Here is a 16,614-nt window from a genome sequence, read left to right on the forward strand (position 1 = left end):
GTCACAGCAGGTTCTGCCCGGTCGGATGGTGATCATGGCTGAAGAGGAGACGCAGGCCGTCCTGCTCCGCTGACAAGAGCATCCGCGCGGTGTGGCGCTGCCGGGTCATGTCGTGACTGACCAGTCGCGGGAGGCGCCGGATACGGTGCTCGGCGCCGAGCAGATCGCGCCCCCAGGCGGCGTCTCCGGCGAGGAGCACCTTCTGCTCGACGAGGGCACCGAGGTGACCTCGGGCGTGACCCGGCAGATCGACGAGGAGGTAGGACCCGTCGCCGAACAGGTCCGCGGTACGCAACCCGTGCGGACCGGACGTGAACACGGGAGAGGGCAGCACCGTCGCCGCTGGGAACCACGTGGGCAGCAGTCTGCGGAGCAGCCCGTCGCGGAGTCGCGATCGCTCGAGGGTGCGACGCGCCCCGTCGCTGAGGACGAAAGCGGCGTTCGGGAAGAACCGAACGCCGCCGATGTGGTCCGGGTGCAGGTGGGAGAGGACGACGTGCGTGATCGTGGCGGGGTCGATCTGCTCGGCGATCGTGTCACCCGGTTCGACACGAGGGGGAAGCATCCTCCGGTACGCCCATGCCCCGAGTCCGGCGCGCCACGGCTGGGGAGCGTAGCCGGTGTCGAAGAGCACGCGCCGAGCGCCCGAGCGGTACAGGAAAGCTCCGGCCGGGAAGAGACGCCGCTCCCGAGCGGTACCGCGCAGCAACCGGCTCATCTCGTGGGAGGTCGCGCCGCACGCGAAGTACGTGAGCTCAGGCACGCGTGTAACTCGCGAGACTCTGGTCGAGCGAAGTCTCGGGTCGATAGCCGAGCAGATCCCGAGCGCGCGAGATGTCGAGCGTCTGCGAATGGGCGATCGTCGTCACGGTGTACCGGGTGACGGGTGGCTCGGGATGTCCGGGCAGAACTCCGCTCACCGCCTCGAGCAGCGCCGCGACCCGATATGCGACCGCGGTCGGCACCCGCCGGTACCGCGGCTCGAGCCCGAGCCCCTCGAGCAGTTGTTCGAGCACTGAGCGGAAGGGACGAGGATCCCCGTTGGTGATGTTGAACGCCTGGCCGTGCACGCCGGGCGCCTCGGCCGCGAGCCGCACGGCCAGAGCGACGTTCTCGACAGCGGTGAGATCGACAAGGGTTCGGCCGCCGCGCATCAGAGGAATGCCGAACCGCTCGCGCACGCGGAGGATCCGGGGGACGAGGCTGGGGTCGCCGTGACCGATGATTCCGCGAGGTCGGAGGATGACGATCTCCGGCGCCGACCCCTCCGCGGCCGCGCGTTGCAGAAGGGCTTCCGCCTCGAGCTTCGACCGGATGTAACCATTCATCGGGTGCCGCGGATCGACGTCGCCCTCGCGGATGCCGATCCGGTCGCGGGGGGCGGCATAGATTCCCGGGGACGAGATGTGGACGAGCCGGCGTGCTCCGGCGCGTCGCGCGAACTCCAGCGCTCGCGCGGTGCCGGTCACGTTGGCGTGCTCGAACTCGGCCCAGCGACCCCACGGCGAGGACAGCGCCGCGCAGTGCACGATCACGTCCACCGTCCGGCCGAGGTCGACCCGCGCGAGCTCGTCGAGGTCGCCGACCAAGGTCTGCCCCGCGGGCAGAGCGGCCGCGTTCCGACCCGACGCGATCACGTCGTACCCGTGGGCGCGCAAGTCGCGGACGACGTACCCGCCCAGGAACCCGCTCGCGCCGGTAACGAGCGCCGTTTCCCCGCGGGGCGCGACGCCGGGAGTGCCGCCCTCTGTTGCCCGTTCCCTCATCCGGCAGAGTCTAGAGCCGCCGGTCTCTATGCTTCGGGATATGCGCATCGCCTTGGTGACGGACTACTACCTGCCCACGCTCGGCGGCGTGCAGACCGCGGTCAAGTCGCTCCGCGAAGCGCTTACCCGAGCCGGGCACGAGGTGGCGGTGTTCTGCCCCCTGGCTCAGCCGAGTGCTGATCCGTCGATCGTCGCGCTGTCCACCTCCCGGGCGTTTCGTCCCGACGGCTATCCGTTCACCTGGCCACCGCGTGACGCAGCGGCGCTGATGCGTCGAGAGTTCGTCGAGCGCCGGATCGACGTGGTGCACACGCATTCCGAGATGTTCGCCGCCCTCGCGGGAGTGCGTGCGGCGCGCGATCTAGGTCTCCCGATCGTTCACACCATGCACGGAAGGGTGGACGTGTACACGACGAGTGTCCTTCCTCTTCCCCGCGTCACCGTTCCCCTGCTGGCCGCCCTGCACGCCCGCCACATCAGCCACCGCGGCCTGCGCCTGCGCCCCGACTCCCCCTATACCGCCACCCCGGCGGCAAGGAGCATGTGGCGACTCATGCTCGCTCAGTCCCGCGCGAGCGACCACGTGATCGTCCCGTCGACGCATTTCGCCCGCAAGCTCACCCAGCAGGGGGTTCAGACGCCCATCTCGGTCGTGCCGAACGGGCTTGAACCGAGCGTGCTCGACCGCATCGGCGCACCACTCGAGCGTCGACTCTCCCCCGGGGAGACCCTCCGTCTCGTGTGGGTCGGGCGACTGTCGCCGGAGAAACGTCCCGCGGTGCTCGCCGACGCCGCGCGCACCTTCGCGCGCGACGTCGCGGTGGACGTCTACGGCGACGGTCTCTCGCGGCGGTCGATCGAGAGAAGGGGTACCCGGCTGGCCCTGCACGGGTCGGTTTCCCAGCAGGAGGTGCTCCATGCGATGCGGGCGAGCCACCTGCTGGTGTCGAGCTCGTACGACTTCGACAACCAGCCCATGGTGATGCTCGAGGCAGCGGCATCCGGTCTTCCCGTGCTGTTCTGCGACCCGGATCTCGGCGAGGTGGTGCCGCCGGGCGGTGGCTTCCTCACCGATACACCGGATGCCGCGGGGATCAGCGCTCTCGTGGCGAAAATCCGGAGGGAACCCCACATGATCACGGCGGCAAGCGCGGCCATGATCCGGGGACGCGCTCAGATCGAGCAACGGGTCGACCCGATCATCGCGGTCTACGAATCCGCGATGAGCACCTGCTGATCCGGCCGCGAAGCGACGGGAGCGTCGAACGGGCCTCGCGCTCGCTCCGCCGGTCCTGCGAGGCCGGTGGGGGCTGCGCGGGTCCAGCGACGGCGAGCACGGCGGCGCCGCGTGCCCGTCTGTTGTAGGGCGGGTGGGACTTGAACCCACGATCGTCGGGTTATGAGCCCGCTGCCTTCACCAGCTTGGCCACCGCCCCCAGCGACATCGAGCCTACCGGCATCCGGTTATCCACAATCCGTACGGGGCCGTGCGTGGCCGCGAGGGCTTTCGCTATGGTGTTGGAAAAGCTGACACGAGCGGGGGCCACGTGGCGGGAAGAACGCACATCATCATGGACACCGACGTCCTGGCGGAACAGGCGTCGACACTGGGACGCGTGAGCGATTCCCTGGATGCCGCGGCTGCCGCCGCCGGCGCACCACTTCCCGGGTCGGCGTTCGGCGTCCTGGCGTCGGGAATCGTCGTGGGAGCCGCGAACGGCCTCGCGAGCAACACCGCGCAACTGCTGTCGAGCGCGCGTGAACTCGTCGCCACGATGCAGAAGGGCGTCCAGGTCGCGCGCGAATCCTTCGACGACGTCGAAGAGCAGGCCGTCGCGGTCATGCAGGAGTTCGAGTCGTGAGCGGCGCTGCCGCCGTCGCTGCCCAGTTGCGCAGCGAGTCGTGGGCTGCGGGCGCATCTCGATCTTCGGGCGGGGGTTGCGATGGCATCCCCGGGTTCGTCGGCTGGTTGATCACCTACGTTCAGCCGCTGCCCCAGTGGATGGACGAGTTGCAGGGCGACCCGGGCGCCGTCGCGATGCGGTCGTCGGAATGGCGCACGGTCGAGTCGTCGGTGTCGGAGTTGACGCTCGACCTCGCGTCCGCCGCGCGGGCTCTCGACGACCTCGATGGCCGAACGGTGCGCGCCCTGCGCCAGCGGTACGAAGACGTCTCGCGGGTGTTGACGGACGTGCAGGACTGGGCGGGTGCCGCATCGTCCGCGCTGGCCCTCGCGTCGACTCTCGTCACCGCCTGCCGCGACGCGATCTGCGGCCTGCTGAACGCCCTGGCGCGTTTGGCGGACTCGCTGACCAGCTTCACCCTGAACCCATTCGACAAGCTCGACGCCATCCGTGAATTCGCGGACGCGGCGTGGGACATCATCGTCTTGGCGCGGGACCTGATCGAACAGCTCCTCACGGCGCTCGGGCAGCTCGCCGGGCTCCTCGCGGAACTCGCGCCCATTGTTGAGCGCGGAGTCGAGGTCCTGGTGGACCTCATGGCCCGAATGCTCCCCGGGATCGCTAATGCGCTCGGTGGCGGACCATTCGGTTACATGCTGGCGGGAGGCGTTGCTGACCCGCTGCGAGCCGATCCACGAGTCAGCGAACTTGACCCGAGTAAGGCAGCGAATTCGTCCGCTTACGACGAGCTCATGGAGAGCGGGGAAATCGCTTCGCCAGCCGACCTCATCAAGCGTAATCGCATCATCGATGCCATAAGCGGTGATTCTCAGACAGCGATTAGTGTCAGCACCGTCCGTCGACCGGACGGCTCAACTTATACGCTCGTTAATCTTCCCTCCACCCAGGACTGGGGGGCCCTCAAAGGCTTCATGGGGAAGGACTTCGCGGACACCTACCGCGATGCACCGCCTCTCAATGATCTTGACAGCAACATTGCGCTGATGCTGATGGACAACCCCGTGTTGCGAACTCAGTACGAGCGAGCGGTGAAGCAAGCATTGGAAGATGCTGGAGTCGCGCCTGGGTCAGATGTCGTGTGGTCCGGTTTCAGCCAAGGTGGGATCATGGCTGGCAACCTCGCTGCGGACAGTAGCTTGCCGTATAACACGGTCGGCGTTGTAACCAATGGTGCTCCCGTCGATGGGTTTGACATCCCGGACCACATTCCCGTCTTGCAGGTGGAGCACGCCTCGGACCCTGTGCCGATGTTGGACGGACGAACGCCTGAAGTAAGACAGCCTCGAATGTACGGCGGTCCGCGCGGCCCGCTTGCGACTGGCCCAGGCGAGGTGCCGCCGAACAAGGATTGGATCCAGCTGCCCAATCCGGGCGGTTCACTGGACCCGACCAAAACCCACAGTGCAGTCACGTACGAAAGTGACTTTTCGGGCTATGTCCGTGATGGCGGTCAGTTCAAGAATGACTGGAGTTTCCTCGACGGGAGCGTTGAGGACGTTTACGTGGCGAGAACGGGAGAGTGACGATGAATCAGGATTTAGAAGCGCGGGTCGAGGCCGCGCTCGCGAGGATAGACGCACAGGTGGAGGGCTCCCGTTCTGCAAGAGCAGCTCTCGAAGCACGTATCGACGACATCAGGCGGGTGCGCGTGTCCGTTAGGAGCGCAAGGGGCGAATGTGAGGTCACCGCGTCGGCTGACGGGGCTGTGCTCGAAATTGCATTCGCTCGAGAAATAGAGTTAAGCGCGAGTTTCGAGTCGCTCCTAGTTCGCACCATTGCACAAGCGCAAGAAAAAGCCCGTGAGGAGGCCGCGCTCATAGCCGCGCCGGTGCTTGGGGAATCGTCACCATTCGTCGTGCAATTGCACACCACTCACGAAAACAGAGGCGCACGATGACGCCGAGATTGGACGTCCGCGTCGGGGACCTTACCGATCAAGCCATGCGATTAAAAGCGCAGGCGACAGAATTGGATGGCACTGTGGCTGATCTCGAGAGAGCTATCGCGTCGCTTCGAGCAACCACAGATGGAGAAGCTTCTGTTGCCGCGATCACGTCAAGTCAAGAAGCCTCGGCTGAGGCCACTCGTCGTATCAACCGGTTACGCCGAAATGCAGACACGCTCATCAAGCTTGCTGATGTGTATGACAACTGTGACCTGGCAGCTGCGCGGGCGTTGGGATCATGATGGGTACCTTCATGCGTGCCGCCGGGCTGGCGGTAGCGGGGCTTCTCCTCGCTGCGGCACTCGGCGGTTGTGCGATAGGTGGACCAACGGGGCAAGATCGTGCCGATGAGCTCGCGAATCAGCTGGAGAATTCGGGGCTCGGCGTGCGCAGCGCGAAGGCAATCTTTCAATCCTCTTTCTCGGGCGATCTTTCCGTGACGGTTGTTCTCAGTCCCGACGTCGTGCAGCCTGGCTACACGGTCACAGCGGAGACTCTCGGTCCGGTCTTGGGAATCGTTTCGCGAAGCGCCGAAGAGATGAATGTGGGCGGAGTTGTTTTTTACGCGGAAGATGAGCAAGGAATAGACGTCTCGATGGTGCGGGCGACGGAGGACCTCGGCATCGCTGAGGCCCTCGACGGAAGTGCACTCCTCCTCACTCCCGAGCGCCTCGAGACGCTTTCCAGAAAGTGATCCGTCCTCTTCGTGCAGGACTGTCGGTCCTGGCTGTTGCGCTCTTGCTCGGGCTGACCGCCTGCTTAGGCGGGCCCAGTGCCGGCGACAAGGACGCGCGACTGACAGCGGCGCTCGAATCCGCGGGCAGCGGTGTCGTGGGCGCGAGAGTGGTTACGACTCCCTCTGCCGCGGGCGGGTTGACCGTCACAGTGAAGCTCTCCTCCGATGGTTTGGAGCCGGGCGGCCGCGAGGTCGCCGCCGCGACCCTGACACGCCTCCTTGCGCTCACGGCAGACAACGCTGCAGACATGAAAGTGACAAGTCTGTATCTCTACGCGGATGACGAATTTGGGAAAGACCTGTCGTTCCGAGATGCCGCGACCGAGCTAGGGCTTGAGAAGTCCCTCAATGGCGATTCGCTGACGCTTGTAGCGGAGCAATGGACCTCTTACGCCGGGAAGTGACCGAGGACGTTCCGACTCCTTTCGTCACGGGTTCGATGCAATTCGAACGTGTGCCTGGAGTAGTGACCAGTCCTACCTCGCTCAAGCGTAACGCGGCAGTCCGTCGGGCGATGGGGTCACGATGAACGTTCGAAAACGCGGAGCAGTGCTAGCCGTGTCGAGCCTCGTCCTTGCCACCGCGCTCGGCGGTTGCTCCATAGGTGGACCGACCGGGCAAGAGCGCGCCGATGACCTTGCGAGGCAGCTCGAAAACGGAGGGCTCGGCGTGCACAGCGCGGAAGCCATTTACCTGTCGTCGTTCTCGGGCGACCTCACCGTGTCGGTGATCCTGGAACCAGACGTGCTGAAGCCCGGCTACTCGGTGTCGGCCAAGACTCTCGGCCCGATCCTGGGCGTTGTCGCCCGAAGCGCAGAAGAAATGGGAGTCGGCGGAGTCGGTTTCTACGCGAAGGAAGAAGGGGGAATCCGGATCTCGCTAAAAACGGCGGCGGAGGACCTCGGCATCGCTGAAGCCGTCAATGGCCGGTCACTCTCTCTCACCGGCGAACGACTCGAGTCTCTGGCGAAACAGTGATGCGAGTACGAGTCCATCGCGCGCCGTTTTGTGTGAGTGGCTGCGGAGCGCCACCGAAAGCGAGGCAGGCTCTCCGTTGGCGGCGTCCGCCTGATGACGTTGCAGACCCGGGGATTGGCCCTTTTCGAACGAGTGGAGCTGCGATGAGGTTTCCTCCCCTACCCGACACGAGAACTGTCGCGAGCACACGCAGATGCATTGCCGTCGCCGTGATCGCGGTGGCGATGATCGCTGGCCTCTCGGGCTGCTTCGGCTTCGGTCCGTCGCTCAAAGAACGGGCCTCGCACCTTGAGGCTTCGCTCGAGGAAGGTGGGTTGAGGGTTACACGGGCGGAAGCCACTGCTCCCGCCTCGTTCAGTGGGAGTCTCATCGTGACGGTGATCTTGGAGGCCGACGTCCTCGAGAGCGGTCCCGCGGTCTCCGCTGATGGTCTGGAAGGCATTCTGCGGGTCGTGGGCCGCGAAGCGACGGGCACGAACGTCGGTTACGCGATTCTCTACACACAGGACGGCAACGGCGCTGATGTGAGTACGGCGGAGGCTGCACGGCAGCTAGGGCTGAGTGAAACAGGCTCGGATGGATCCCTCTCGCTCTCGAAGGCTGAGCTCGGCGCGTTCGCCGCGGAATGACCCGCTGAATGCCGGCAGAGCGGCGACTACCTTGAGAGATGAGGAGAACGATGCGAAACACCGTGCGCGCGACCACTCTCATGGTGCTGGTCGCTACATGCACCATCTTGATCGCCGGTTGTGTCGGGTTCGGACCCACCGGGCAGGAGCGTGCGGACCAGTTGGCGGCGGAACTTGAGTCGGGCAATTTCGGTGTTCGCGAGGCCACTGCGGACTACACAGGATCGATCTCGAGCACGATGGCCCTGCGCGTCACCCTGGATGAATCGGATGACGAGTGGGGGGACGTGTCTGCGGAGACGTTGCGGCCGATCCTCGAAAACATCGCTCGCGGCACAGAAGACATGCGCTTAGGATCCATGGATCCGTTCACAAAGGACCCGGAAGGTCAGGACGTGTCACTCGCCTCTGCCGCACGCGAGCTTGGTTTGGAAGACGCTGTGCAGGGCAAGTCGCTCGGGCTCCTGCAGTCCGATCTGCGAGACATCAGGGAATGGTGACCGTTCTGGTTCCGCGTCATTCCGTGTGACGAGCGCTACTCCGATACCGACCAGCAGTACAGCTCCGGGCACGCCACGTCCCCTTTAACGGCCTACTTCACCCGAGGCTTCGCCGGCTTTCCGTCCGCGGTGACCTGAGGGTGATGCTTGGTCAGCTGGATCACGCCCCAGGTGGCGATCGCGCCCGCGATGACGAACCCGATGAGCGCCCACGCAGGGGCCGTCGACGCCTCGCCGAGGACGAGAAGACCGATCAACACCGCGACGATCGGGTCGATGACGGTGAGCCCCGCGATGACGAGGTCGGGCGGGCCGACCGAGTACGCGGTCTGCACGAAGTACGCGCCCACGGCCACCGCGGCCAGCAGAGCGACGAGGCACAGCATCGTCAGCCACTCGAAGTTGCCGGCCTGCGCGCGGCTGATGACGACCTTCGCGAGGGTCGCGACGAAGCCGTAGATCACCCCCGCGGCCATGATGTAGAAGAGTGCCTGCGCCCGGCGACGCACGAGCACCCAGAACACGCCGAAGACGATGACCACGACGGCGAGGATGCCGAGGATGATCCACAGTTCGCGCTCGGTGACCACGTGCTCGGTGGCGAAGAACGCGGCGATCGTCACGAAGATGAAGATGCCGCCCACGCACAGGGCGATCGCGATCAGGGATTGCCGCGTCGGCTTCTGCCCCGAGACGCGGGCGTTCAACACCGTCGTGATCACGAGCGCGATCGCGCCGAGGGGCTGAACGAGGATGAGCGGCGCGACCGACAGCGCCGAGAGCTGGCACACGATCGCCAGTCCGAGCATGACGGTGCCCGCGACCCACGAGGGGCGTGTCAGCAGAGACGTGAGCTGCTTGCGCGAGAGGCCACCGGTGGTCTTGCCCGAGAGGCGCTCGACCTTCTGCACCCCGCGGTGCTGGTACTGCGCGCCGAATGACATGAACACCGCCCCGAGGAGCGCCAGCGGGATGCCGAGGAGGATACGGGGATCGCGGAAGACACCGACGAGTTGGTCGATTCCGTCGCTGAGGGTGGCATCGAGCGGGATCACCCTCCGACGATAGCCCGCCGTCCGCTGGTTAGGCTGGTGACGTGGCCGTACTCCCGATTCGCATCATGGGTGATCCCGTGCTGCACGCTCCCGCTGCCCGTGTCGACGAGATCACCGATGAGGTGCGCACGCTCGTCGCCGACATGTTCGAGACGATGGACACCGCCCCCGGCGTGGGTCTCGCCGCCCCGCAGGTGGGAGTGGGCCTGCGCATCTTCACGTACACGTACGAGGACGACGAGGGTCGACCCTGGCGGGGCGTGGTGATCAACCCCGACTTGTGGATCCGTCCGATGGAGCCCGGCTACCCCGACCCCGACGAAGAGAGCGAGGGATGCCTCTCGTTCCCCGGCGAACGCTTCCCGCTGCGGCGGTCGGAGGCGGCGCTGCTCACCGGCACGGATCTCGACGGTCACGCGGTCCGCATCGAGGTCACGGGCTGGCGTGCGCGCATCCTCCAGCACGAGTTCGATCACCTCGACGGCATCCTGTATGTGGATCGTCTCGACGAGGAGGACAGCCGGGTGGCGGCCAAGATCGCGAAGAAGCGCAAGTGGGGCAAGCCGGGCATCTCGTGGATGCCGGGCGTCGACGACATCGACGCGTGAACGGCCAGCCGCGGGGCGGCGTCGTCAGCTCTCGATGATGTTCGGAGCGAACCGGCAGAAGTAGTCGGTGATCGGTCCGTCGGATTCGCGGATGCCGACGCCGAACGCTTCTTGGTTGATCACCCACGACCCGAGCACGGGGTGGTTGCTCCCCTGCGCCCCCGGGAAGTCGGGCAGTTCGTGGTACTGCTGCCAGACGCGCTCGCGACCCGCGCCCTCGCGGCGGTACTCCTGCCCGTTCGAGGTCACGCTGCCGTCACGGCGATGCACCTGTATGCCGTCACCCTCTCGACCGAAGACGGGTTTGACGACGAAGTCGGTCATGCCGTTGGGGCCGTCGGCATAGGCCGGCAGCAGGTTCGGGTGGCCGGGGAACAATCGCCAGAGGGCGACGAGGAGGAGTTTGTTCGAGAGGAACATCTTCCACGCCGGCTCGTACCACCGGCCGAAGAGTCCGCGACCGGCGATGAGCAGGGCCCCGAACTCCTGGTCGCCGACGACGCGGTCCTCCCCCGAGACGAGGTCTTCCCACGGGTAGAGCTTGAAGAGATTGCGGATCACGGGATACTGCGTGCCCGGGGTGTCGCCGGGCAGCGCCGCGATGCTCCGCGACGAGCCCCAGGGCTCCGGGACGCCGACGAACTGCCGCGCACCATGGTGCCAGCCGATCTCTTTCATCTCGATGCCGGTGTGTTCCCACCCGGCTTCGCCGGCGACGTCCCGCATGTAGGCGACGGTGTCCCAGTCTTCGCCGTAGGTGTCGGCATCCGAGTGGGCGACGAACAGTCGGCCGCCCTCCCCCTCGTTCAACGAGCGGTGCAGCAGGGTTCGCCAGCGCTCCACCAGGGCCTCGTGCAGTCCATTCCACTGGTCGGTGTCGGCAGGCAGCGCCCCGCTCTTGATCCGGTCCTGCAACCAGAACCACTGCGTGACCGACGCCTCGATGAGACCGGTGGGGGTGTCGCCGTTGTACTCGAGCATCTTGGCGGGTGAGCCGTCGCCGGCATAGGCGAGGTCGAAGCGGGCGTAGACGTCGGGTTCGTCCTGCTCGAGCGACCACTGCGCGAGTTCGAACGCCCTCGGGCTGAGCCCGAGATGACCGAGTGCGCCGGATGCCATGTACCGGGCCGCCTCGAGGCTCATGCGGTGCAGTTCCTCGGTCTGCTTCTCGAGCTCTTCGACCTCGGGGAGGGTGAACACATAGGCGGCGCCGTCGTTCCAGTACTCCACCGCCGTCCCGTCGTCGCGGACGGAGTGCGAATAGATCAGGCCGGACTGCTTGATGGTGCGCTCCCAGTCGGGACGCGGGTCGAGCTCGATGCGCCGCATCAGCTGCCGTGGCTTCCGTCGGAGCCCGAGCCGCCGAAGCCGCCGCGCGAGACGCTGTCTCCGTCGCTCGAGATGCCGCGGGCAGCGGTCTTGCCCGAAGGAAGGCTGTCGGAACCACCGGTGGCCGGCTGCCCCACCGCGGGAACCGTCCGGCTGCTGGAGCCGAGCGGCAGGTAGTACCAGTGCGCACTGCCGCCGTGGTTGTTGCAATCGTCGTCGGGAAGTCGCTTCTCGGTGGAATTGTCCCGGCAGATCTGGGCGTAGTCGTCCGAGACGTTCGTCCCCTGACCGCACCCGGTGAGGGTGGCGGCGAGGGCGGCGACGACGCCGACGGTGACGGTGCGCGACGCGCGACGACGCACGACTGGCTGCATGAGGGGACTCCTTCGGAGGTGTCGATCCGGCGACACTGCGCCGATGTTCTCACACCCGCGTGCGGGCGATGTCAGACGCGGGATTCGTGGCGCCGCGGGAAAACGTGGGGCGGGGCGCCGGAGGCCGGCATCCATTCGCAGGTGAAGCTGCCGCGGTAGCCGAAGAGGAAACCGAAGCGGTCGTTGTCGACCCGCATGTCGACGTGGAACCGGCCGTCGGTGTCGTCGAAACGTTCGCGCAGGGTGGCGCGGCCGCTGAAGAGCATCGGGAACCGGAAGCCGACCGGCCCCTCGTAGAAGCGCTGCTCCCCCGATCGCAGGAGCAGTCCGCCGTCGTCGTCTACTTTCAGGTCGAGGTCGACGGCGAGATGCTGATGCGTGCCGAGGTAGTCGATGACCCGGCCCTCGTGCAGGATCATCGTCGCGTCGAACCGCGCGGAGCGTCCGCCCACCTCGTACTCCCGGACGAAGGTCACGGTCTCACGACCGAAGGGGTCGAGGTACGGGCTGTTCCAGATGGTGAAGGGCACGTTGTCGCCGACCGCCGGGACGAGGATGTTCCGCAGTTTTCCGAACTGCAGGAACGGGACCGTCCACCAGGGTCCGCGCCGGATGTCGCTCATGACACCGCGGCCGACGCACGCCTCACCGTCGTCGAGGCCGACGCCGAAGCGCCGCTGCATCATCGGGTGAAGGCGGTGGAAGTCAGAGCCCATGGCCCGCGCGAAGATCGAGGTCATCGTTGGTCTCCCGGCGCGGGCAGTGCGGCGAGCGTGGCGGGTGCGTCGTCGAGCGCACGCCGTCGGTGCGGGGGGATCCTCTCGCAGCGCGACGCGCGGGGGCGATCTCTCCGCCAGAAGGCGACGGCATGCACGAGCGACCAGTGCTCCGGTTCGACACCCGTTTCGAGCCACAGGCGCAGGCGGTCGAAGCTCCACGCGGTGGCCCAACCCACGAGGGGCCGGACGATCACGTCGAGCGGGCCCCACCCCGCCGCGTAGTCATAGCCCGTGGAGAACCGGATGCCGCCGTCCACCGGCTCGTACCGCCAGTAGCCGCGACCGTCGCGCAAGGGCGACAGGCGGTCGGCCGTGGTGAACCGCAGAGCGGAGGTACGGCTGCCGTCGGGGCGTGAGCTCTCGCCGATGCTGATGCCGTCGCCGCGGACGGTGTGGACGGGTGTGCGTCTCTCGTAAACGAAGCGCGCGGCGCCGTCCGCGTCGCTCGTGGTGGGTGTGATGCGCGAGAAGCGCACGTCCCACCGCACGTGCTGCGAGGGGTCCTGCGTCGCCGTCCACACCTGGTCGAGCGTCGCGCGGATGGTCGTCGCGACATAGATCCCCCGTGCCCCCATAGCGTCAGCCTAGGCGTGTGGGGGTCGCGCTCGACACATCCCTCGGCGGGTGTCGTCAGCCCGCCCCGAAGGAGTGCAGCGCGAGGTCGTCGCTGAGGGCTTCGCTCGCGAGACGCCCCCGCACACTCGTGCCCTGCTCGTCGAGCGGCGGGCTCACGACGGCGCCGCCGAGACGCCCGGGAACGGAGAGCACGATCGCACCCGAGACGCTCGACTTGGCCGGGATGCCGACCGCTCGCATCCACCGTCCTGATCCGTCGTAGACGCCGCAGGTCGCCATGACCGAGATGACGTCGCGCGCGACGCGCTCAGGCACGGCGCGCTCCCCCGTTCGGGGATTGACTCCGCCGAGCGCGAGAGTGGCGCCCATGACGGCGAGGGTCTCGGCATCCACCAGGGTCGCGCAGGCGCGGGCGTACACCGCGACAGCGTCGTCGGCCGTCGGTTCGAGGGTGCCCTCCGCGCGCATGAGGTGGGCGAGGGCGTGGTTGCGATCGCCGAGGAGATGTTCGTTGTGCGCCACGTCCTCATCGACGTCGAGCTCGCGTCCGGCGAAGGCGGCGAGCCCGCGCGCGATGCGGACCATGCGCGCCTCGGCATCGGCACCCTCGACCAGCGAGGCCGTGAGTAGCGCCCCGGCGTTGACCATGGGGTTCGGCGGCCGGCCGGTGCCGCTTTCGAGTTTGAGGGCGTCGAACGACTCGCCGGTGGGTTCGATGCCCACGCGATCCAGCGCCGCGCCGTCGGTGTCGAGCAGCGCCAGCGCGAACAGGAACGGCTTGACCGCGGACTGCACGCTGAACGAAACGTCCGCCTGTCGACTCGATCGCACCGAGCCGTCGGGCAGGACGAGGGCGAGGGCGCAGAAGTCGGGGTCGGCGTCGGCCAGCTGCGGGATGCTGTCGTCGACCTGTCCCCCGCGCTCCGGAAGCAGGCGTGACCGCAATGCGTCGAGGTCGGCGGTCGGGGCGTCGGGAGGCGAGATCACTCCCCCAGCCTCGCAGTTCCGCGCGGGACCGGGGCCGCTTCCCTCAGTACAGTCCGCGCGCCGCGAGCTCGCCCCGCAGAATCGGCGTCAATCGTTCCGCGAACGCCGGGGTCAGGTGGGTGTCGTCGTACCGCACGGGGGTGTCGCCCGCGAACGCGGGGCAGATGCCCTGCCAGCAGCTGAAGGCAAGCGAGCTGATCGCCGCGTCACCCGTGGTCGCGGCATGGGCCTCGGTCGCGGCCTCCATCTGCGTCCACACATCGTCCACGCCGGCAAGGCACGCCGACGGGCCGGTGAGCGGAGAGACGCAGCGGCCGAGGTCGACGCCGTGGGGCGGAGGCGCGAGGTAGACGGTGTGGCCCGCGGGCGCCCAGCCCGTGACCTCGGAGGCGATGGCGGATGCCAGATCACCGGCACTCAGATCGCGTCCATCGACCGCACGCCCCAGCGTGAACGCGTTGGACACCACGAGCAGGTCGGCGGGCGAGGCGGCGATCATCGCCGCGACGTCGGCCTTGCGCTGGGCGCAGCCGGCCATGACCGACGGATCGCGGCTCTCGACGAGCACATCGGTGAAACGGCATCCGTACATTCCGACCGTCGTGACGCGCCACGCTCCCCCGCTGTCGTCGGCGAGCTTCGCGAACGCGGGCGCGTACGCCATCGCGCTCGAGTCGCCCACGAGGTACAGGTGTCGCGGGGCGTCGGCGGAGCCCCACGTGCACCGGCCGGCGTCGAGAGCGACCCCCGGGGTGAAGCAGTCGTGCGCGCGGTTCGCCGATGATGAAGCGCGCTGCACCTCGTCGAGCGAGGGGTGTAGGTCGGGCCACGAGGTGGCGGTGGTCGCGGCCGCGAGTTCCGCCTGCAGCGCGCTGAGGGCGTCACCGGCCTGGGCGGCGACGTCGACCGCGGCGGGGGCTGCCACCGGCAGTCCCGGGAGTGTCGGGGCTCCGTACGCCAACATCACGGCGAGGGCGGTGGCGCCGGAGCCGATTGCGAGGGTGGCGCCGGCCATCGCCACGCGCGGGGCGAAGCGCGCGCGCCAGGCGGCCCACGCGGGTGCGGCCTCGGTGGGGAGGGATGCCGCGGGTGCCGGCATCCGCTCTTCTTCCGGCGTCGGGAGCGGCGCGGGGGCGACGACCGTTGCGGGGGCGGGTTCGACCGGGGCCGCGGCGGCGCGGGATCCGGGGTAGTACCGCTGACCGGGAACGTACCCGGCGGGTCGCGAGGCGAGCGCGCTCGGGCGGCGCGACGCCGGGATCGCTTCGGGGGCCGCCGGGGCCGGAGACGTCGGCTCCGCGACGCGCGGCGCGGCCCACGGCGAACGGTGGAACGGCTGCTCGACGCCGAGGTACGTCGCGACCGTCAGGACGAGCATGGCCAGGATCGTGATCGCCGTCGCGGCGGGCCCGGGCGCGAGCAGGACGCCCGCGAAGACGATCACCGGCAGATGCCAGAGGTAGAGCGAGTACGAGAGGTCGCCGAGGGTGACGGCGAGGGGGTTTGTGAGCACGAAGAGGTGCCGGTGACGGGGATCGCCGCCGATCCCCCCGCCGATCACGAGCGCCGCACCGATCACCGGGAGCGCGGCGGCGGGCGCAGGGAAGGGGTCCGCCGGGTCGATCACGAAGAACGCCGCGAGGATCACGGCCACCCCGGCCCAGGCGAGCAGGCCGCGGGCCGCCGCCGGGATGCGCGCAAGCACGGGAGCGGCCGAAGCGATCACGGCACCCGTGGCGAGTTCACCCGCCCGGGTCAGCGTGGAGAAGTACGCCAGGCTCGGATCGGCCGGCGTCTGGACGACGGCGACGATCCCGGATGCCACGACCACCACCCCGGCGAGGAGTCCCACCGCCACGCGTCCCCCTCGTGCGCGGCGCGCGGCGGCCGGAAGAGCGGCGACGGCGAGGAGGACGAGCAAGGGCCAGGCCACAGAGAACTGCTCTTCGACCGACAGCGACCAGAAATGCTGGAGGGGCGAGACATCCGTTGAGGCGAAGTAGTCGCGGCCCCCGAGGCCGAAGTGCCAGTTGGAGACGAGGCCCGCCGCAGACAGGGCATCGGTCAGGGTGCTTTCGGCCCGCACGGGCGAGAAGACCAAGAAGGCGGCGCCGACAACGGCTGTGAGGACGACCAGCGCGGCGGGGAGCAGCCGCTTCACCCGTCGCGCGAAGAAGGCTCCGAGTCGAACCGTGCCCTCGCGGTCCAGGTCGGAGAGGAGGATTCCCGTGACGAGGAACCCCGAGAGGACGAAGAACACGTCGACGCCCACGAAACCACCACGGGGCCACGCCGTCAGGTGCGTGGCGACGACAGCGACGACGGCGATGGCGCGGAGCCCCTGCAGGTCGCGACGCACACGAGAGGCGGGGGCGGGCACGTCGGATCCTCTCGGGCCGGCGTCGGCGGCCGGAAAGAGCCTAGTGG

19 protein-coding genes and 1 tRNA gene are annotated in these 16,614 nt (G+C 67.9%); 10 read left to right on the forward strand and 10 right to left on the reverse strand.

The genetic code is table 11. From position 1 onward, the window contains the following. Position 1 precedes the first annotated feature (1 nt). Together BLS25_RS07740 and BLS25_RS07745 are read right to left on the reverse strand one after the other, a co-directional pair. On the reverse strand, positions 2-763 hold the full coding sequence (locus tag BLS25_RS07740; RefSeq protein WP_074694988.1) for an MBL fold metallo-hydrolase: 762 nt from the start codon (positions 761-763) through the stop codon (positions 2-4). Next, positions 756-1,766, reverse strand: a complete 1,011-nt coding sequence (locus tag BLS25_RS07745; RefSeq protein WP_074694989.1) for an NAD-dependent epimerase/dehydratase family protein — start codon at positions 1,764-1,766, stop codon at positions 756-758. Before BLS25_RS07745 ends, BLS25_RS07740 begins: the two co-directional genes overlap by 8 nt. A gap of 40 nt (positions 1,767-1,806) precedes the next feature. On the opposite strand from BLS25_RS07745, the gene BLS25_RS07750 reads away from it, so the two are divergent. Next, on the forward strand, positions 1,807-3,003 hold the full coding sequence (locus BLS25_RS07750) for a glycosyltransferase (protein WP_074694990.1): 1,197 nt from the start codon (positions 1,807-1,809) through the stop codon (positions 3,001-3,003). 125 nt (positions 3,004-3,128) lie between these two features. Here BLS25_RS07750 and BLS25_RS07755 read toward each other — a convergent pair. Continuing rightward, positions 3,129-3,202 (reverse strand) — tRNA-Ile (locus tag BLS25_RS07755). Between the two features lie 135 nt (positions 3,203-3,337). Between BLS25_RS07755 and BLS25_RS07760 the strand changes: the two genes are divergently transcribed. The 8 genes from BLS25_RS07760 (at position 3,338) to BLS25_RS07795 (ending at position 8,479) form a co-directional block, all read left to right on the forward strand. Continuing rightward, positions 3,338-3,628: a hypothetical protein gene (locus tag BLS25_RS07760; protein WP_056231366.1), complete on the forward strand. Its 291-nt coding sequence runs from the start codon at positions 3,338-3,340 to the stop codon at positions 3,626-3,628. Continuing rightward, entirely contained in the window at positions 3,625-5,214 is a 1,590-nt protein-coding gene (locus tag BLS25_RS07765; protein WP_074694992.1) for a hypothetical protein, read from the forward strand. Before BLS25_RS07760 ends, BLS25_RS07765 begins: the two co-directional genes overlap by 4 nt. Positions 5,215-5,216: 2 nt before the next feature. Continuing rightward, positions 5,217-5,588 carry a YbaB/EbfC family nucleoid-associated protein gene (locus tag BLS25_RS17265; protein WP_074694993.1) on the forward strand — a complete coding sequence of 124 codons (372 nt, stop codon included), beginning with the start codon at positions 5,217-5,219 and terminating at the stop codon, positions 5,586-5,588. A 289-nt stretch (positions 5,589-5,877) separates the two neighbouring features. Then, positions 5,878-6,330: a hypothetical protein gene (locus tag BLS25_RS07775; RefSeq protein ID WP_143017860.1), complete on the forward strand. Its 453-nt coding sequence runs from the start codon at positions 5,878-5,880 to the stop codon at positions 6,328-6,330. 191 nt (positions 6,331-6,521) lie between these two features. After that, entirely contained in the window at positions 6,522-6,776 is a 255-nt protein-coding gene (locus tag BLS25_RS17055; RefSeq protein WP_143017861.1) for a hypothetical protein, read from the forward strand. A 154-nt stretch (positions 6,777-6,930) separates the two neighbouring features. After that, entirely contained in the window at positions 6,931-7,350 is a 420-nt protein-coding gene (locus tag BLS25_RS07785) for a hypothetical protein (protein WP_143017862.1), read from the forward strand. A gap of 143 nt (positions 7,351-7,493) precedes the next feature. Beyond that, complete coding sequence (locus tag BLS25_RS07790; protein WP_074694996.1) at positions 7,494-7,979, forward strand: hypothetical protein; 486 nt, start codon at positions 7,494-7,496, stop codon at positions 7,977-7,979. 50 nt (positions 7,980-8,029) lie between these two features. Continuing rightward, the gene (locus BLS25_RS07795; RefSeq protein ID WP_143017863.1) at positions 8,030-8,479 is read left to right on the forward strand and encodes a hypothetical protein; all 450 of its coding nucleotides are present in this window, start codon (positions 8,030-8,032) and stop codon (positions 8,477-8,479) included. A 92-nt stretch (positions 8,480-8,571) separates the two neighbouring features. On the opposite strand, the gene BLS25_RS07800 is transcribed toward BLS25_RS07795, so the two are convergent. Continuing rightward, positions 8,572-9,534: a DMT family transporter gene (locus tag BLS25_RS07800; protein WP_174799693.1), complete on the reverse strand. Its 963-nt coding sequence runs from the start codon at positions 9,532-9,534 to the stop codon at positions 8,572-8,574. A gap of 41 nt (positions 9,535-9,575) precedes the next feature. Between BLS25_RS07800 and def the strand changes: the two genes are divergently transcribed. Beyond that, entirely contained in the window at positions 9,576-10,142 is a 567-nt protein-coding gene (gene def / locus BLS25_RS07805; RefSeq protein WP_074694997.1) for a peptide deformylase, read from the forward strand. 24 nt (positions 10,143-10,166) lie between these two features. Here the strand turns inward: def and BLS25_RS07810 are convergent, their stop codons facing one another. The 6 genes from BLS25_RS07810 to BLS25_RS07835 all read right to left on the reverse strand — a co-directional run bounded on the left by BLS25_RS07810 (position 10,167) and on the right by BLS25_RS07835 (position 16,567). After that, positions 10,167-11,471, reverse strand: coding sequence for a glutathionylspermidine synthase family protein (locus BLS25_RS07810; RefSeq protein WP_074694998.1), 1,305 nt, complete (start codon positions 11,469-11,471; stop codon positions 10,167-10,169). Then, complete coding sequence (locus BLS25_RS07815; RefSeq protein ID WP_074694999.1) at positions 11,471-11,845, reverse strand: tRNA-dihydrouridine synthase; 375 nt, start codon at positions 11,843-11,845, stop codon at positions 11,471-11,473. The genes BLS25_RS07810 and BLS25_RS07815 overlap by 1 nt, the downstream gene beginning before the upstream one ends. 71 nt (positions 11,846-11,916) lie before the next feature. Further along, positions 11,917-12,585 carry a DUF4166 domain-containing protein gene (locus BLS25_RS07820; protein ID WP_074695000.1) on the reverse strand — a complete coding sequence of 223 codons (669 nt, stop codon included), beginning with the start codon at positions 12,583-12,585 and terminating at the stop codon, positions 11,917-11,919. Then, a complete protein-coding gene (locus BLS25_RS07825; protein ID WP_074695001.1) occupies positions 12,582-13,199 on the reverse strand; it encodes an SRPBCC family protein in 618 nt (205 codons plus the stop codon). Before BLS25_RS07825 ends, BLS25_RS07820 begins: the two co-directional genes overlap by 4 nt. A gap of 55 nt (positions 13,200-13,254) precedes the next feature. Further along, on the reverse strand, positions 13,255-14,187 hold the full coding sequence (gene glsA, locus BLS25_RS07830; protein WP_235557011.1) for a glutaminase A: 933 nt from the start codon (positions 14,185-14,187) through the stop codon (positions 13,255-13,257). 43 nt (positions 14,188-14,230) lie between these two features. Next, the gene (locus BLS25_RS07835; protein WP_256335556.1) at positions 14,231-16,567 is read right to left on the reverse strand and encodes an acyltransferase family protein; all 2,337 of its coding nucleotides are present in this window, start codon (positions 16,565-16,567) and stop codon (positions 14,231-14,233) included. Positions 16,568-16,614: the final 47 nt, after the last annotated feature.

Source organism: Microbacterium testaceum StLB037 (assembly GCF_900104345.1).
Taxonomy (GTDB): Bacteria; Actinomycetota; Actinomycetes; order Actinomycetales; family Microbacteriaceae; genus Microbacterium; species Microbacterium testaceum_A.

Excerpts from the sequence above, each read along its gene's own strand:
- BLS25_RS07745 (WP_074694989.1), bottom strand. The coding sequence starts at position 1,766 with ATGAGGGAACGGGCAACAGAGGGCGGCACTCCCGGCGTCGCGCCCCGC.
- BLS25_RS07750 (WP_074694990.1), top strand. The coding sequence starts at position 1,807 with ATGCGCATCGCCTTGGTGACGGACTACTACCTGCCCACGCTCGGCGGC.
- BLS25_RS07760 (WP_056231366.1), top strand. The coding sequence starts at position 3,338 with ATGGACACCGACGTCCTGGCGGAACAGGCGTCGACACTGGGACGCGTG.
- BLS25_RS17265 (WP_074694993.1), top strand. The coding sequence starts at position 5,217 with ATGAATCAGGATTTAGAAGCGCGGGTCGAGGCCGCGCTCGCGAGGATA.
- BLS25_RS07775 (WP_143017860.1), top strand. The coding sequence starts at position 5,878 with ATGGGTACCTTCATGCGTGCCGCCGGGCTGGCGGTAGCGGGGCTTCTC.
- BLS25_RS07790 (WP_074694996.1), top strand. The coding sequence starts at position 7,494 with ATGAGGTTTCCTCCCCTACCCGACACGAGAACTGTCGCGAGCACACGC.
- BLS25_RS07795 (WP_143017863.1), top strand. The coding sequence starts at position 8,030 with ATGCGAAACACCGTGCGCGCGACCACTCTCATGGTGCTGGTCGCTACA.
- BLS25_RS07810 (WP_074694998.1), bottom strand. The coding sequence starts at position 11,471 with ATGCGGCGCATCGAGCTCGACCCGCGTCCCGACTGGGAGCGCACCATC.
- BLS25_RS07815 (WP_074694999.1), bottom strand. The coding sequence starts at position 11,845 with ATGCAGCCAGTCGTGCGTCGTCGCGCGTCGCGCACCGTCACCGTCGGC.
- BLS25_RS07820 (WP_074695000.1), bottom strand. The coding sequence starts at position 12,585 with ATGACCTCGATCTTCGCGCGGGCCATGGGCTCTGACTTCCACCGCCTT.
- BLS25_RS07825 (WP_074695001.1), bottom strand. The coding sequence starts at position 13,199 with ATGGGGGCACGGGGGATCTATGTCGCGACGACCATCCGCGCGACGCTC.